Source organism: Paenibacillus sp. SRL342 (genome assembly GCF_984798905.1).
On sequence record NZ_OZ481790.1, the window covers coordinates 3,291,146 to 3,306,894 of the forward strand.

Sequence of the window (15,749 nt, forward strand, 5' to 3'; positions counted from 1 at the left end):
AATATATATGAGTAAAGTATATCGTATCGGAATTATTGGCTGTGGTGGAATCGCGAATGGCAAACATCTGCCGAGTCTGAGTAAACTGGATAATGTTGAACTGGTGGCTTTCTGCGATATCGTTCAGGAACGTGCAGATGATGCCAAACAGAAATATGGCTCTACTGATGCTGAAGTCTACACGGATTATCAGGAATTGCTTAAGGATGAGTCTTTGGATATTGTGCATGTGCTTACGCCGAATATTTCTCATGCCGAGATTTCTATTGCTGCTCTGGAGGCGGGGAAACATGTCATGTGTGAAAAGCCGATGGCGAAGACATCTGCTGAAGCACAACTCATGCTCGAAGCGGCAGAACGTACCGGCAAGAAACTGACCATCGGATACAACAACCGTTTCAGAGAAGACAGTCAGTATTTGAAGAAGGTGTGCGAAGCAGGTGACCTGGGTAATATTTATTTTGCCAAAGCACATGCAATTAGACGTAGAGCAGTACCAACATGGGGTGTTTTCCTGGATGAAGAGAAGCAAGGTGGCGGTCCGCTGATTGATATTGGTACGCACGCACTTGATCTGACGCTCTGGATGATGGATAACTATCAACCAAAAGTTGTGCTTGGTACGACCTATCATGAGCTTTCACAACGTGAAAATGCGGCCAATGCCTGGGGCCCGTGGGACCCAAAACAATTTTCCGTAGAAGACTCAGCCTTTGGTATGATTGTGATGGAAAATGGAGCAACGATCATGCTGGAATCCAGTTGGGCACTGAACTCACTGGATGTGGATGAGGCAAAATGTAGCTTGAGCGGTAGCGAAGCGGGTGCGGATATGAAGAACGGGCTGCGCATCAATGGTGAGAAATTCAGCCGTCTATACACCAATGAGATTGAACTGAGTGCAGGCGGGGTAGCTTTCTACGATGGTAAGAGTGAGAGCGCACCGGATGTTGAGATGAGAAAGTGGATTGAAGCGATTGAGAAGGACCAGGAGCCAGTCGTTACACCGAAACAAGCGCTGGTTGTATCTCAGATCCTGGAAGCTCTCTATGAATCTGCTCGCACAGGCAAGGCTGTATACTTGAATAACGGTAGCGAAGCATAGAACAGACATAAAACAATTAGATTACAGAACCCTTTGTCCTGTTATTTGGGGACAGAGGGTTTTTGGTGTTTTGGTTACTAGCTATTGGTCCATACCAGACTCTATTTCGGCACATATGATGAGAGAAAAATGAGCTGAAAAGAGGGTATGTCTTGACTAAACACAAAACGGGTCATGGTGTTTCCATTGTTGTATGTACCAATCGGCCGCAATTTTTTGATAACATCCTGCAAAATTACAGTCGGCAGCTTTATAAAAGCAAAGAATTGATCATTGTCCTGAATCATGACAGTATGAATCTGGCATTATACCAAAACCGGGTTCGAAAATATGCGAATGTTCATGTATATCAAGTTCCTGAGAGCATTTCGCTAGGACAAAGCCTGAACGCCGGCATGACGAGGGCTCGTTTTTCGTTGATTGCCAAATTTGATGATGATGACTACTACTCGCCGTATTATTTAACAGAACAGGTGAGAGAACTGAGACGGACCAAAAGTGATATTGTTGGCAAACATTCGTGCCTGGTCTACTTGGGTGCGTCCAAGACACTGTTGGTCAGATCTCCAGCTGAAAAAAATAAACCGGTTGAATTTGTTCAAGGGGGCACTATTTTATTCAAAAGAGAGATCTTGAAAAAAGTCCGCTTCACGGACCGTTCAATAGGGGAAGATGTGACCTTCCTGAGACAATGCAGGAAAAGAGGATTCAAAGCGTACGCGACCTCTCCTTACAATTATGTCTATCACCGCAGACAGAACAAAAAAAGTCATACCTGGAGAGCGGATGACAGCTTTTACCTGGAGGGAAGCAAAAAACTTGCGGTTACAGAGGATTTCAGACCCTATGCTAATAAAAAGTTATAGTCTGTAATCGTAGTGCCCATGTGTGTCGTCAAATAACGAAAGCGAAGATGCATCTGCTGCGTGTAGATGCGTCTTTTTTGTGCCAAAATGCTTCAATTTGGTGGTGGTGAGAAAAAAATATGAATTTACTTGAAAAAAAGTATTGCATATAAGTTTAGTCGGAATTATATTAATGGTATAAGGTCTAGACCATATACAGATCGGAGTGTTTAGATGTCCAGTACGTTTTCATTTCGTTTTGAGAAAGTATCTACCAAAAAGGTTAGTGAATTCATTAGGGAACAACTGGAAGAAGCCATTATTCTGAAAGAATTAATGAGTGAAGAACAGCTTCCAGCCGAGCGAGATCTGGCAGAGATTTTTAACGTAAGCCGCATTACCGTTCGTGAGGCACTCTCTTCACTGGAAGAGAAAGGCTTGATTGAGAAAAGGGTGGGTGCCAAAGGCGGAACATTTGTACTGCCTCTGACAGCCAATTCGCATAAGCGCACGAGAGAAGAAATTAAACGGGATTGGTCACAGATGCTGAAGGTGTTTGAATTTCGAACCATCATCGAGCCAGAGGGAGCTTTTCTCGCTGCTGAGCGGATCACCGCAGGCGAACTGGAGCTGCTTGAGAATTACATGGAACAAAGTATAGAGCCAGACTGCACAAGGGAATGGTTCAGGGCGCTGGATGTGAAATTTCATCTGACCATCGCCAAGGCTTCGGGGAATCCATACTGTGAGAGAGCCGTCAGACAGATCCGGACCAAAATTAATCCGGCGCTCGACTTGATGCCTTATGATGACCGGATACGTTCCGTCAACCACGGTGTACATATGGAGATTCTTGAAGCATTGAAAGCCCATGATAGCATCAAGTCCAAGGAGACGATGAAAAGGCATATCGAATTCTCGGCTGACGCGATCTATGCCCGTTTGGTTTCTGAATCGGAAGAAAATGAAGGGAATGACAGCAAATGAATCGTTCAGAACTAATACAGCTGGCTCAGCCACTGCAAGCCCAGTTAAGCGCTTGGCGCAGAGATTTACATCAGCATCCGGAGATCGGTTATGAGGAACATCGCACATCCGCTATCGTAGCCGAGCATCTGGAAAGCCTGGGACTCGAAGTTACACGCAATGTCGGAAAAACCGGGGTTACAGGCCTGCTTCGCGGAGAGACCGATGGACCAACCTTTGCCTTGCGCGCAGACATGGATGCTCTGCCAATCCAGGATCAGAAAGCGGTGGAATACCGCTCGCAAGTGGAAGGCAAAGCGCATCTGTGTGGACATGACGCTCACACCTCCATCCTGATGGGAGCCGCCCAACTGCTTACTGGTCTTGGAAGACCGAAATCAGGCAACATCAAATTTATTTTCCAGCCAGCCGAAGAGGGACTTGCAGGTGCAAGAGCCATGATCGAGGACGGTGTTCTGGAGAATCCGAAGGTTGATGCCATCGCAGGATTACACATGACACCTGGACAGAACACGGGAACCTTGGGTGTAAGTCAAGGCGTTGCGTTTGCGTCAGCTGATCCCTTGATTATCAAGGTGTTTGGCAAGGGTGGGCATGCAGCTCGTCCGCATGAGGGTATTGATGCGATCGCGGTATCCGCTCAGGTCATCACCGCATTGCAAAATATCGTCAGTCGGATGGTTGATCCACTTGAACCGGCAGTAGTCACGATTGGCAAAATCACGGGAGGTTATATGGGAACAGCCATCGCCCCCGAAGTGGAGATGATCGGTACGGTTCGTACACTCTCACCTGCCATTCGTGAGCGGATGCCAGCTTTGATCGAGCAAGTTGTTAAAGGGGTCTGCGATTCTTTCGGCGCAGGATGCGAGGTAATTTACGGCGATGGTTACCCTGTTGTTGTGAATGATCTCGGCATGGTTGACCTGCTAACAGAGACTTGTGATCAGGTTAATGCGGAGAAGGGATGGACTTATATCAAACCCTCCACAGGGGGCGAGGATTTCGCTTTTTATTGTGAACAGGTTCCGGGTGTGTTTTTCAGACTAGGATCTGGGAATGATGAGGAACGTACTCGCTATCCACTCCACCATCCCATGTTTGATCTTGATGAGACAGCGATGCCTTATGGTGTTGGCATGTTGTCTGCAGTAGCACTTGAATTTTTGGCACGGAATACATCTTCTGAGGGGGAGCAATCACAATGAAAAAAAGACAATGGACAGGCTTGTGGATCACGTTACTGGCAGTCGTAATGGTACTCAGCGCTTGCGGAGGAAAATCGACAAGCACAAATGATGGTTCCGCAACAGAAGGAACGGGCAGTGGAAGCGCAAGTACAACACTGACCGTTGCTGCGGCAACCGATATTGAGAGTTTCGATCCGCACAATAACAACAACACTTCCAGTGAGGCGGTTCTGGTCAACGTTTTTGATTATCTGATCAAAAATGACAGTGAACAGAAAAAAGTTGCGGGACTTGCGACATCATGGGATCAGGTTGATGATACAACGTGGAGATTTAAGCTGCGTGAAGGTGTTACCTTCCACAATGGCGATCCATTCACTTCAGCAGATGTAAAATACACGCTGGAGCGCGTAGCCAAGGACGAGACACTGAAACAAAACAGTTATTTCAAAAATATCGTAGAAGTTAAAGTGGTGGATGACTATACCGTAGACATCATCACGGATGGTCCAGATCCGTTGCTCCTGAATCGTCTGTCCAAAATGGGAGCAGGCATTCTGCCAGCAAAATATATTGCAGATAAAGGATTCGATGCTTTCCTGAAACAACCGGTAGGCACAGGCCCTTACAAGTTCAGTAAATGGACCAAAGATGATCGTGTGGAACTTGTGAAAAACGAGAACTACTTCGACGGTGAACCAAAATGGAATGAAGTGGTATTCCGCGTTATTCCTGAAGCGTCCACTCGTGTATCCGAATTGCTTGCTGGTGGTGTAGATGTTGCGTCTTCCATTCCATCCACTGACATTGCACGGATCGAAGGCGAAGCAGATAAGAAGATTGTCAAAGCGCCAATCCAACGTGTGCTTCAGTTGATCTTCCGTCAGACAGAAGGCAGTATCACAGCTGATCCAAAAGTACGTGAAGCCATTGACCTGGCTATCGACAAACAAGGCATTGTGGATAGCATTGCCGGCGGAGCAGGTATCGTAACCCGCACATCCGTAACACCAGGCAACTTCGGTGCTGATCCTTCATTGTACAAAACGTCACTCTATGACCAGGAAAAAGCCAAACAACTCCTGCAAGAAGCTGGCTATGCGGAAGGTGAAGCTGAGATGACCATCTCCGTTTCCGCACAGTACAAAGAACAGGCTGAAGTTGTCGCAGCGATGCTGGAACAAGCCGGATTCAAAATCAACCTGGATGTCCTGGAAGCAAGTGCATTCAGTGAACGTTACAGCTCCAAATCATTCAAAGAAATCTTCATGATTGGTATTGGTAACTCCTTGTTCGATGCTTCGAATAACTACAATCGTTATATGTTGGAAGAAGCGAAAGGTGAGTCGGATTACAACAATCCTGAAGTAGAGAAACTGCTTCAATCTGCATTGGTGAACATGGACCCTGCGTCTCGTGAGAAAGAGTATCAGCAAGTACAACAGATTTTCTCTGAAGAGCGTCCAGCCGTATATCTGTACCAAATGGAAGGTGTATACGGAACAAATGATAAAGTGAACTTCGCGCCGCGCAGTGACGAGATGTTCTATGCTGACGAGATTACACCTGTTGCACAGTAACATCGGGTATAACACCGGTCATTGAAAAGATAGGCCGTGAACGGCAGGGACTGGATAACCATGTTCCTGCCGTTCTTTTTAATAAGGGAGGTGAACAAGGAATGGGCAAATACGTACTTAAGTCATTACTGCAGATCATTCCGGTACTGTTCATTGTTTCATTAATTGTGTTCATTTTGGTTCGAGTCACCGGTGATCCGGTTGCGCTAATGTTGCCTGAAACGGCTACCGCTGAAGATCGTGCTGTTTTGACACAGGCACTTGGTTTGGACCAGCCTTTATATACGCAATACGTGAAGTTTCTGGGCAGTGCAATACAGGGAGACTTTGGTCAATCTTTTCGCTACAATCAGCCTGCATTGGAGCTTGTGCTGGAGAGGTTGCCTGCCAGCTTTGAACTGGCGGTAGCGGCTATGTTTTTTGCCGTGCTAATGGCTGTTCCACTTGGTGTCATTTCAGCTGTGAAACGCAATACATTTACCGATCTTATTATTTCAGGAATATCCGTTATTGGTAAGGCGATGCCAAACTTCTGGATGGGGATTATGCTTATCCTCTTGTTCTCCGTCATGCTGGGTGTATTGCCAGTATCCGGCCGCGGAGGATTGTCACATCTGATCTTGCCGGCATTTACACTTGGCGTTGGACTGGCTGCGCAGATGACCCGGCTGATTCGCTCCAGCATGCTGGAGATTCTGAATCAGGACTATATCCGAACAGCCCGCAGCAAGGGGCTTGGCCGAATGGTTGTCATTGTGAAACATGCATTTCGGAATGGACTGATTCCAGTCGTGACAATTATGAGTTTGCAGTTTACAAGTCTGATCGGGGGGACTTTGATTACGGAAACGGTATTCTCCTGGCCTGGACTGGGGCAATTGCTGGTCGTTGCAGTCAACACCCATGATATGGCGATTGTACAGGCAGCGGTGTTTGTCATTGCCTTTATCGTTGTGGTAATCAACATCTTGACGGATGTAGCTTACAGGCTACTTGATCCGCGCATCAAATACGACTAGAAGGAGGTGCAATCATATGACAGGCAGCAATGAAATGCCAATTCCGGGTACAGAAGAGGAACAAGACAATGGGCGTGCACCAACGGGATTTCGTTATATCTGGCAACAACTGATCATCAGCAAGACCGGAATGTTTGGTGCTGTGCTTGTATTGTTGGTTGTGTTAATTGCCATAGGTGCACCTCTATTGACGAGTCATGATCCGGCAGCGGTGAATCCGCTGGGCCGACTTAAACCACCAGCATGGCTTGAGGGCGGAACGGCCGAATACTGGCTGGGTACCGATAATCTCGGCAGAGACATGTGGAGTCGAATTGTATATGGTGCTCGAGTTTCCTTAATCGTGGGGATGGGTGCCGTGATTGTATCAGGAATCATTGGCGCGATTCTGGGGCTGGTATCCGGATTCTATGGGAAATGGCTGGATGCTGTCATCATGCGTGTAGGTGATGCATTCATGGCCATTCCAACCATTCTGTTCATGCTTGTTGTGATGGCGATTGTTGGTCCGGGTATTACAACGCTGATCTTTGTCATCGGTGTAACGAATTGGGTTCCATTCACCCGTGTGGTAAGAAGTGAGGTTCTCAGTATCAAGGAGCGGGATTTTGTTCATGCGGCCAGATCAATTGGCGCGAAAAATGGAAGATTGATTCTCAAACACATTCTGCCGAATATCCTTTCATCCTTTATCGTCATCTGTGGTATGAATGTCGGCACAACGATTATTATGGAAGCTTCACTCAGTTTTCTGGGTCTGGGTATCAAACCACCCGATGTGTCCTGGGGAGGGATGCTCAGTGATGGCAGACAATATGTTGCTACAAGCTGGTGGGTTGCTACATTCCCGGGGCTAGCCATTACATTTACCGTACTCGGTGTTATTTTCCTTGGAGATTGGCTGCGTGATGTGCTTGATCCACGTACGGAGACAACCCATAAATAAACGGAGAAGGGAGCTATCAATATGAATCAAAGACCAATTATGCCGGAGGATCTGAGTCACTACCGTTGGATCAGTCAGCCGGTGATCAGTCCTAACGGACAAGTAGCTTATGTGGAACAGACCATAGATCAGGATAAAAACGAATATAACACACAAATTCGAGGAATTTCGCTCGATGGTGATAAAGATATTGCACTTTCGGATGGAACAAAGGATTCCTCACCTGCTTGGTCGCCGGATGGCACACAACTCACATTCATTCGCTCAGTGGATGGGGGCAAAGGACTATGGACGCTCCATTCAGATCAAAAAGAGCCAGTCATGCTGATATCTCCCGCACGTAAAATATTGAGTTATATCTGGTCTCCGAACGGGCAGTACATTGCGTTTACCAGCAAAGTACAACCGGAGGACCAACAGAAGAAAGCTGACGTCCAACAGGAGCCTGCACCTGCACTGCGAGGTAAAGTCTTTGAGCGTACAACGCCGAAGGCGGAAGGTGCTGGCTGGTGGGATGGTCTATACAGCCAGTTGTTTGTATATGAGAGTAAAAGCGGGGAGATCACGCAGGTGACTTCCGGGCTATGGAATATCAGTGCTCCAGCATGGTCGCCAGATAGCAAGCAGCTTTCTTTCATTTCGAAGCAAGTAGAGGATGAGGAACTTGATGCAGATCTACTGTACTTTACGGATATATACAGCGTTCGATTGGGAGAGCGTGATCTCTTCAAAGTGACGGATTCCAGTCTGGCGATAAGCCAGTTCTCCTATTCGCCCGACGGGCAGCAGCTGATCCTGATCGCCAGTGATCGTGAGTATGGAAGTGGGAGCCACAACAGCTTATACGCTGTCCCCGTTCATCGAGGTATACCCAGGCCAATCGCACCTCAAGTAGATATGCAGCTGGGTAACGCGGCGCTTGGTGATATGCAGCTGGGTAACGCGGCGCTTGGTGATATGAAGTCAGCAGGTGCGTCTCCTTCTCCAATCTCGGATGCCCATCATCCAGAACGTGGTGTATATGTACTCGGAACGCATAACGGGGATGTGGACGTGTATCGCATTCAAGATAATGGAGAGTGTAAATCCGTTACGGGCGATGGTGAGAAGGATGTGTATCAGTATACCTTAACACCAGATGGTTCATCGCTGGTAATCGCTGCGTTGACTGCTGAACACCCTGGAGAGTTATATCGCGTGGATATCGACAGTGGTGAAATGTTCAGACTCACCCGGCGAAATGATGAATTCATGGCTGAATTGGCTGTAAATGTGCCAGTCCGTGTAGAGTTTAAGTCCTCTGATGGATGGCCGCTTCAAGGTTGGTTAGCCACACCGGCAATACGTGACTCCAATGGGAAATTGCCATTGATTTTGCAGATTCATGGTGGACCGCACGCGATGTATACGGGTACATACAGTCATGAAATGCAGACACTCGTTGCGCAAGGGTACGCTGTGCTGTGGATCAATCCTCGCGGAAGTATGGGATACGGTCAGGAGTTTGCCAGAGCTTGCCGTGGTGACTTTGCCGGAGGGGATTACCGGGATCTGATGGAAGCTGTTGATTATGCCCTGGCTACACATGATTTCCTTGATGCATCCCGTCTGGGTGTAGCGGGTGGCAGTTATGGCGGAGTGATGACCAACTGGATTGTAGCGCATACCCACCGTTTCAAGGCGGCTGTAACCCAGCGTTGCATCTCCAACTGGTTGTCCATGTATGGAACGAGTGATATCGGAATTTCCTATGTCGAGGGAGTCATTGGTGGTAATCCGGCGGAAAACGCTGAATTCCTGTGGTCCCGTTCACCTCTTGCCCATGCACATCACATTGAGACGCCACTTCTGATCATGCACGGAGAGCAGGACTATCGGACACCGATTGCGCAAGCGGAGGAATTATATACTACGCTAAAACGATACGGCAAAAAGACCAAACTGATTCGTTACCCGGGTTCCAACCACAGTTTGCTGAAAAGCGGTAAACCTTCACTTCGGATTGATAGCTTCGAACAGGTGAATGCCTGGTTCAATCAGTACCTCGGGAATGAGGAGGGCGAGCAATGAGTCAGACTCAGCTGTCCATTCCTGTAGGCCTCCTTGTAGAAAATGTTCTGACAAGCGGGGAATCAAAAGAAGTGATTATTGAATGTTTGCAACGTCGAGACTATTCCCGGTTGTTGCCTCTGGTTAAGGAATCCACGATGGATTTTGATGAAAGACTACAGACAGCAGCTGATATCGGAGACGATTGGGAAAAGGCGATACGTCAAGATTATGAGTTCAAGTTTTTGCATATTAACGGGTTGAAGCGATTGCTCGATTTCCGGTTTGACCGTGAGGTGGATCGGGATTACGTACAAGATGAACTGTCACTGAAGCATATTCAACTGACCGCAGAGGAGATTGAATTGCTACAATCGTTAATTGGCAGGCAATGGCTCGTGCAAGCAGAAACAGAGCAAGCAGAAGAGGGCAGAACAGATAGGGAGTTATCTCCCTGCATTCCTGTCCGTATTCAATTAAAATTCCCTTAATATGGACCAGAAGAAGCCGCGATGATCGCGGTTTTTTTGCTATGTACAGGTAGAAATGTGGATGACTGAATTCAAAAGTTGAAATCGGACTTCGTATGATTTATATTTGTATTAAATGATAATATTATCTATCAAAAATACGGGCGCAAAGAGGGGGACCTAGGATGTCCATTCAAAATGTTTTGGGAAAAATTCAAATATCGGATGATGTGATCTCCAAAATTGTCGGCAAGATTGCAAATACTACCAGTGAGATTTCCTCCATGTCGACAGGACTTGTAGAAGGCATCACCAAAAAGTGGAGCGGGAAAAGTCTGCAAAATGGCATAGCTATCCGCAAGGTAGAATCAAGACTGGAGATAAACGTAAAGGTTGTCGTGTGTTATGGAACGAAAGTGCATGAAGTCTGCAGGGAATTGCAAAACAATGTGAGATTGCATGTGGAACAGCTGACCGGATTAACCATTGATACGGTGAATGTGATCGTTGAGGGGTTATCATTCAACCAACCTGCTGCCCAGCTTTAATTCAATTTCAGCTACCTAGAGGAGTGACAGCGATGAATAAGATTTCCATAACAAAAGCCAGTCCACAATCATTAGTCGGCGGGCAGCTAAATCAGATGGCACTTGAATATATGGCCTATTCGCTTGCAGGTACCAAGGATAAAGGCATTATAGAGAAAACATTTAACAAGTTATGGCGTTCGAATCAGAACCGATTCAGTCACCAATATGCTTATGAAGCTAAAATGGGTAACCAAACGCTGGGCATGATCGTATGTTATCCGACCACTATCATGAACAAACTTGCTTTACCAACGTTCTCCAAACTGTTTGAACTTCGTAAATGGAGCCTGATCAAGTATAATCTCCAACACTGGAAAGAGTTCTACTCCATGGTAACATTAAAAGAAGCGGAGAACGACGAGTACCACATCGGAACTTTGGCTACGTTGCCTGAAAGCAGAGGGCTTGGTGTAGGGACACAGCTCATTCATTTTGCTGAGGAGCAAGCTATAACACAAGGTCTGTCCAAATCTTCACTTACCGTTAAAAAGGAAAATCTACTAGCTATTAAACTCTACGAGCGTTTGGGATACCAGAGAGTAGGGGAAATCAATAAACCTTCGTTATCCCTGTACAGAATGTCCAAAAAACTGGTGTAATGTTTTCAGATACGAATAGAAAAAGCAGCTAACTGGAGAGTTTCACATATATAAGCCCACATTGGAACAGTTAAAAGTGTGAGCCGGAGGGGCGCTTTATATGTCCCTTTTTTTTAGTTTTCAGATGTTTCTCATAAAAAAAGTAACTTGACTTTTGTGTGTGATTAAGCAGGTACTTGACAGGAGTGTGGTATAGTATAAAAAGTTCTTTTAATGAAGAAGACGGAGAAATATACAATGTGGGGTGTAACCAGTGTATCAATATAAGGATCAGGAATATGAAGCAGTACATTTTGAGGGACGTGACCTGCGCTATGGAGAACTCATAAGCTGTGTTTTCAAGCAGTGTACATTTATGAACGCTTCTATGGAAGAAATTGAAACGAGTAACTGTCGTTTTATCGAGTGTGACTTCAAAGGGGCTTCCATGAATGGTTCGATTCATACGGAATCAGCTTTTGAAAATTGCACCTTCGGTGGTGCGAATCTCTTTGCTTCCAAATTCAGCTCCTGCAAGATGACAGGCTCAGACTTTTCAGGTGCGCAAATGGATGGCATCACCCTAAGTCACGGCGATTGGTCCTATACCAATCTGAGACATACACGTTTGGGGAAACAGGATCTGCGAGGAATTCGTTTCTTTGAGGCTGACTTTACAGACACGGATTTCACCAAAGCGGATTTGAGAGACTGTGATCTTACCAGAGTTGTATTAAGCAGAGCCAAGCTGCAAGGGGCCGATCTTAGAGGGGCTAACCTGGAAGGAATCGATCTGAAATCGCTGGATATCAAAGGCGTACGTTTGGATCGCGAACAAGCTGTTCTGTTTGTACGCTCGTATGGTGCGAAAGTAGATTAAGTTGAACATATACAGTAGCAAGCCGCCCTTGAGGCGGCTTTTTTGACGTTAAAGCTTTCCCAATTCAAGCAAATTGGCAGGAATAAGAGATCTAAACAAGAAGTAGTTAACATAAGTTTCAACTAAAAGGAGGTTATCATGACAGTCACATTAATTTTTATTGTTGCTATTATTGTCATTGGGCTTATAACCGGCACGATCACTACGATTATGGCATTTAGACTGCTACGTAACAATAAAGAGCAACATCACCTTCGCAAGAGCATTCTGATGGACGGAATTCTAGCAGAAGCAATAATTCATGATATTGTACAGACTTCATCCAGTATGGATGGAAGGCCTGGCGTGCGATTGGATTTGACTGTAACCCAAGTTGACGGCCGCACCTTCCCAACAATTGTAGAGACTTATATTCCAATCACACATATTCCCCACTTTCAGAAAGGAAATGTCATTAACGTAAGATACATTGCGATGGGGAATGAACGAAAAGTTGAGGTACAGGATGCCTACCTTCCGTGAGGTGCCGCAGGGTGGTAAGCTTCGGTTATCAGGCATATCAAAAACCATTACCTGAAACAAATCAGGTAGTGGTTTTTGACGTTAATTTAATTGAGTTAATCCTCTTCTTTTGACATATTTCGTATATACCTCGCATTGTTTCATGAAATGAATTTCATTACGTTTTAACGCTGTGCTTGTGGGCTCGTTTCAACCGCACAGCAACCCAGCTCATGATCAGAGCAGCAATGAACAGAAATACGGTCACACCTGCAATGACAACAAAGAAGGATTGGTCAAATGCAGCAAAGGCGGCATTTTTGAGCGATTCAGCAGACGCAGCAGGCAAGCTTTCGGCAGCGATAAGTGCTTCATCCAGACTGTCTTTCGCATTGGCTGGCACACTAATTCCCACAGGGATCTTCATAGCGAGTGTGTAGAAAAGGGTCGACATGCTGCCGATGATTGCAATACCGGATGCCCCGCCCAGCTCATAACCTACTTCCTCAATGGAAGCGGCCATACCCGCTTTGTGTGGTGGGGCATAACTCATAATGGAATGTGATGCAGCGGTCATCCCTGATCCAAGACCTGCACCAAGTAGTGCCAAACCGAGAATTTGCCCGGTGAACCCAGCATTGAAATACATCAGATACGTCCCCATGCCAAGGGCAGCGATGAAAAGAGTGAAGCTTTTGATATATACAACATCCACACGGTGCATAATGGCCCCCGTAACAGGTCCGGCGATGAGTGCTGCAATAGGTATAGATACGGTGAATAGTCCAGCCTGAAGAGGTGACATGCCTTCCACCAGTTGAAGCCGCTGAGTGACCATATATTGCACACCCATTTGTGCAAACAAGCCAACCAGTGCGGTAATAAAGCCGGTGCTGAATCTTGGGATTTTGAATAAGGATAGATCCAGTAGCGGATTGGGACTGTTATTCTGACGGCGAATAAAAATGATCAGGGCCAGAACACCGATCACAGCAGCAATGATAGCGAGTGTGAGAGATCCTTCGCGTCTTGTGAATTCCTTAATGGAATAGATAATTCCGACCATGGCAATCATGATCTGAATAGAACTGGTGAAGTCCCACTTTTTCGAGGTATCCCCTTGATGTTTAGGGATCATTTTCAAGGCGAATACAAACGCGATAATGGCTATGGGCAGGTTAATCAGAAACACAGAACCCCACCAGAAATGTTGAAGAAGCAGTCCACCAACAATCGGTCCTAGTCCAGCACCGCCTGATGCAATGGAACCCCAGATGCCGATTGCCAGTGCGAGTTCTCGCTCATTCGTAAACGTAACTCTGATAATCGACAATGTCGCTGGCATCATCATGGATGCACCTACGGCAAGAAGAATTCTGCTCATGACCAGCATAGCCGGTACTGGAGAAAAGGCAGCGGCAAGAGAAGCAGCAGAAAAGACGAGCAAGCCCAGGGTAAATATTTTTTTATGACCAAGACGGTCTCCGAGTGTTCCCATTGCAGGAAGCAGACCCGCCATGACAAGGGAGTAACCGTTCAGAATCCATAATTTCTCCGAAGCTGATGCACCGAGATCATGGGTCAAGCTGGGTAAAGCGGTGTACAGGATGGTCATATCCATCACAATGAGTAATAGTGCACTTGAGACAATAACTAGAATCATCCAACGTTTGAATTTTGACATGTTTCCCTCCGGCGATATGAATAACTTACAATTTAAGACTAAACTATCGGGTAACCCTATAGTCAAATTTTTCTTTACAGACTATAATGCATGTATATTGATAAAACTTAGACTACATATGTACATGGAGGGCCATAGATGGCTGGACATCACGCACAACATTTTACCACCAGTGAATTTGCCAAGATCTGCGGAGTGACCAAACATACCTTGTTTCATTATGACGAGATTGGGCTGTTAAAGCCTGAATATACCAATGCCAAGGGCTACCGCTATTATGGTATGCAACAAACGTATGTGCTGGATGTCATACATGTGCTGAAGAAGGCAGGAAGCTCACTCCAAGAGATTAAGTCGTTCATTCAAAATCAGAATACACCATTGTTAATTGAGCTGTTTGAACAGAAATTAAAAGCACTTGAGTTGGAGCAACAACGAATCAAACGTATGCAAAAGCTGCTAAGTGGTGCCATTGAAATGACGAAACAAGCCACGGATGCTTCTCCTGAAGGGCTGCATATCGAACAATGTGAGCTGGAGTATTTTATTACTGTTCGATTGGAGCAAGGGGATGGGGATAAGGAATTCTTCCGTAAGTTCATTGAATACAGGACCCATTGTGATGAACAGATGATCGACTATGAGTTTCCGGTATGGACGATCTTAACTCAGAAGCACTATGAGGCAGGAGAATACTATCCGGATTACTTTGGCAACAAAATAAAAGCTCCCATTTCAGGGGAAACGATATGGATTAAGCCAAAAGGGATGTATGCCGTCATGAATCATCGAGGTTCATACGAAAGCATGCCAGAGACGTATTCCCTCATGAAAGAGGAGATAGAAAAAGAGGGACTGCGAGTCTGTGGACATGTGTATGCACTGGACCTGCTCACTTATTTCGCAGAAAGTAATCCCGATGAGTACATCATCAAAATTTACGTAGAGGTGTGTAAGCCAGAAAACACAATGGTTTAACGGTACGGGGATGGGAGATGAGATCGAGGCTGTACTGCCTTGACCCATGGCGTATTCCATGTTAAGTTTTCTGTAATAAATTGTGAGTTTTCAAAGGGGGTATGGAGTGATGACAGAATTAGAGGTTGTGGATGTTTATGTGGACCTGTCAACGAACATGAACAGTGGCATGGTTCACAATATGACTAATCAGAATCTGACACTTTATCCTCCTATGCATAGATCTACTTGGCGCTGAGTGGTTTATCGCCAGGTTTCTTTTATTGTATAAGCGAATCTAAATTCTGATTATGTTCAAATATTAAAGTGAGGGAATCCATGCCATGTTCCATGGTGAAATCCCATCA

15 protein-coding genes are annotated in these 15,749 nt (G+C 45.9%); 14 read left to right on the forward strand and 1 reads right to left on the reverse strand.

Going from position 1 to position 15,749, the window contains the following annotated elements; genetic code table 11:
• Window positions 1-7 precede the first annotated feature (7 nt).
• From AC4E8D_RS14485 to AC4E8D_RS14545, 13 genes are all read left to right on the forward strand, one after another.
• Entirely contained in the window at window positions 8-1,105 is a 1,098-nt protein-coding gene (locus AC4E8D_RS14485) for a Gfo/Idh/MocA family protein (protein WP_221819482.1), read from the forward strand.
• A 152-nt stretch (window positions 1,106-1,257) separates the two neighbouring features.
• On the forward strand, window positions 1,258-1,971 hold the full coding sequence (locus AC4E8D_RS14490; RefSeq protein WP_221819481.1) for a glycosyltransferase family 2 protein: 714 nt from the start codon (window positions 1,258-1,260) through the stop codon (window positions 1,969-1,971).
• 213 nt (window positions 1,972-2,184) lie between these two features.
• A complete protein-coding gene (locus AC4E8D_RS14495; RefSeq protein ID WP_221819480.1) occupies window positions 2,185-2,937 on the forward strand; it encodes a FadR/GntR family transcriptional regulator in 753 nt (250 codons plus the stop codon).
• Window positions 2,934-4,145, forward strand: a complete 1,212-nt coding sequence (locus tag AC4E8D_RS14500; protein ID WP_339184831.1) for a M20 metallopeptidase family protein — start codon at window positions 2,934-2,936, stop codon at window positions 4,143-4,145. The genes AC4E8D_RS14495 and AC4E8D_RS14500 overlap by 4 nt, the downstream gene beginning before the upstream one ends.
• A complete protein-coding gene (locus AC4E8D_RS14505; protein ID WP_221819478.1) occupies window positions 4,142-5,707 on the forward strand; it encodes an ABC transporter substrate-binding protein in 1,566 nt (521 codons plus the stop codon). The genes AC4E8D_RS14500 and AC4E8D_RS14505 overlap by 4 nt, the downstream gene beginning before the upstream one ends.
• Before the next feature lie 101 nt (window positions 5,708-5,808).
• Window positions 5,809-6,726 carry an ABC transporter permease gene (locus AC4E8D_RS14510; RefSeq protein WP_017688654.1) on the forward strand — a complete coding sequence of 306 codons (918 nt, stop codon included), beginning with the start codon at window positions 5,809-5,811 and terminating at the stop codon, window positions 6,724-6,726.
• Window positions 6,727-6,742: 16 nt separating this feature from the next.
• The gene (locus AC4E8D_RS14515) at window positions 6,743-7,672 is read left to right on the forward strand and encodes an ABC transporter permease (RefSeq protein WP_339308289.1); all 930 of its coding nucleotides are present in this window, start codon (window positions 6,743-6,745) and stop codon (window positions 7,670-7,672) included.
• A 21-nt stretch (window positions 7,673-7,693) separates the two neighbouring features.
• Window positions 7,694-9,742: an alpha/beta hydrolase family protein gene (locus AC4E8D_RS14520; RefSeq protein ID WP_490206399.1), complete on the forward strand. Its 2,049-nt coding sequence runs from the start codon at window positions 7,694-7,696 to the stop codon at window positions 9,740-9,742.
• On the forward strand, window positions 9,739-10,212 hold the full coding sequence (locus AC4E8D_RS14525) for a hypothetical protein (protein ID WP_490206400.1): 474 nt from the start codon (window positions 9,739-9,741) through the stop codon (window positions 10,210-10,212). Before AC4E8D_RS14520 ends, AC4E8D_RS14525 begins: the two co-directional genes overlap by 4 nt.
• A 164-nt stretch (window positions 10,213-10,376) precedes the next feature.
• The gene (locus tag AC4E8D_RS14530; protein WP_076211848.1) at window positions 10,377-10,739 is read left to right on the forward strand and encodes an Asp23/Gls24 family envelope stress response protein; all 363 of its coding nucleotides are present in this window, start codon (window positions 10,377-10,379) and stop codon (window positions 10,737-10,739) included.
• 32 nt (window positions 10,740-10,771) lie between these two features.
• Window positions 10,772-11,380 carry a GNAT family N-acetyltransferase gene (locus tag AC4E8D_RS14535; protein WP_076327706.1) on the forward strand — a complete coding sequence of 203 codons (609 nt, stop codon included), beginning with the start codon at window positions 10,772-10,774 and terminating at the stop codon, window positions 11,378-11,380.
• 253 nt (window positions 11,381-11,633) lie between these two features.
• Window positions 11,634-12,239: a pentapeptide repeat-containing protein gene (locus AC4E8D_RS14540; protein ID WP_036608249.1), complete on the forward strand. Its 606-nt coding sequence runs from the start codon at window positions 11,634-11,636 to the stop codon at window positions 12,237-12,239.
• 138 nt (window positions 12,240-12,377) lie between these two features.
• Window positions 12,378-12,761, forward strand: a complete 384-nt coding sequence (locus AC4E8D_RS14545) for a hypothetical protein (protein ID WP_221819474.1) — start codon at window positions 12,378-12,380, stop codon at window positions 12,759-12,761.
• A gap of 157 nt (window positions 12,762-12,918) precedes the next feature.
• On the opposite strand, the gene AC4E8D_RS14550 is transcribed toward AC4E8D_RS14545, so the two are convergent.
• Complete coding sequence (locus AC4E8D_RS14550; RefSeq protein ID WP_221819473.1) at window positions 12,919-14,424, reverse strand: MFS transporter; 1,506 nt, start codon at window positions 14,422-14,424, stop codon at window positions 12,919-12,921.
• Between the two features lie 138 nt (window positions 14,425-14,562).
• Here AC4E8D_RS14550 and AC4E8D_RS14555 point away from each other — a divergent pair, with 138 nt between their 5' ends.
• Complete coding sequence (locus tag AC4E8D_RS14555) at window positions 14,563-15,402, forward strand: MerR family transcriptional regulator (protein WP_221819472.1); 840 nt, start codon at window positions 14,563-14,565, stop codon at window positions 15,400-15,402.
• The last annotated feature ends 347 nt before the right edge of the window (window positions 15,403-15,749 follow it).

Coding starts and splice junctions, on each gene's coding strand:
- AC4E8D_RS14485 (WP_221819482.1), top strand. CDS start 8: ATGAGTAAAGTATATCGTATCGGAATTATTGGCTGTGGTGGAATCGCG.
- AC4E8D_RS14545 (WP_221819474.1), top strand. CDS start 12,378: ATGACAGTCACATTAATTTTTATTGTTGCTATTATTGTCATTGGGCTT.
- AC4E8D_RS14520 (WP_490206399.1), top strand. CDS start 7,694: ATGAATCAAAGACCAATTATGCCGGAGGATCTGAGTCACTACCGTTGG.
- AC4E8D_RS14530 (WP_076211848.1), top strand. CDS start 10,377: ATGTCCATTCAAAATGTTTTGGGAAAAATTCAAATATCGGATGATGTG.
- AC4E8D_RS14535 (WP_076327706.1), top strand. CDS start 10,772: ATGAATAAGATTTCCATAACAAAAGCCAGTCCACAATCATTAGTCGGC.
- AC4E8D_RS14525 (WP_490206400.1), top strand. CDS start 9,739: ATGAGTCAGACTCAGCTGTCCATTCCTGTAGGCCTCCTTGTAGAAAAT.
- AC4E8D_RS14500 (WP_339184831.1), top strand. CDS start 2,934: ATGAATCGTTCAGAACTAATACAGCTGGCTCAGCCACTGCAAGCCCAG.
- AC4E8D_RS14495 (WP_221819480.1), top strand. CDS start 2,185: ATGTCCAGTACGTTTTCATTTCGTTTTGAGAAAGTATCTACCAAAAAG.
- AC4E8D_RS14515 (WP_339308289.1), top strand. CDS start 6,743: ATGACAGGCAGCAATGAAATGCCAATTCCGGGTACAGAAGAGGAACAA.
- AC4E8D_RS14505 (WP_221819478.1), top strand. CDS start 4,142: ATGAAAAAAAGACAATGGACAGGCTTGTGGATCACGTTACTGGCAGTC.
- AC4E8D_RS14550 (WP_221819473.1), bottom strand. CDS start 14,424: ATGTCAAAATTCAAACGTTGGATGATTCTAGTTATTGTCTCAAGTGCA.
- AC4E8D_RS14555 (WP_221819472.1), top strand. CDS start 14,563: ATGGCTGGACATCACGCACAACATTTTACCACCAGTGAATTTGCCAAG.
- AC4E8D_RS14510 (WP_017688654.1), top strand. CDS start 5,809: ATGGGCAAATACGTACTTAAGTCATTACTGCAGATCATTCCGGTACTG.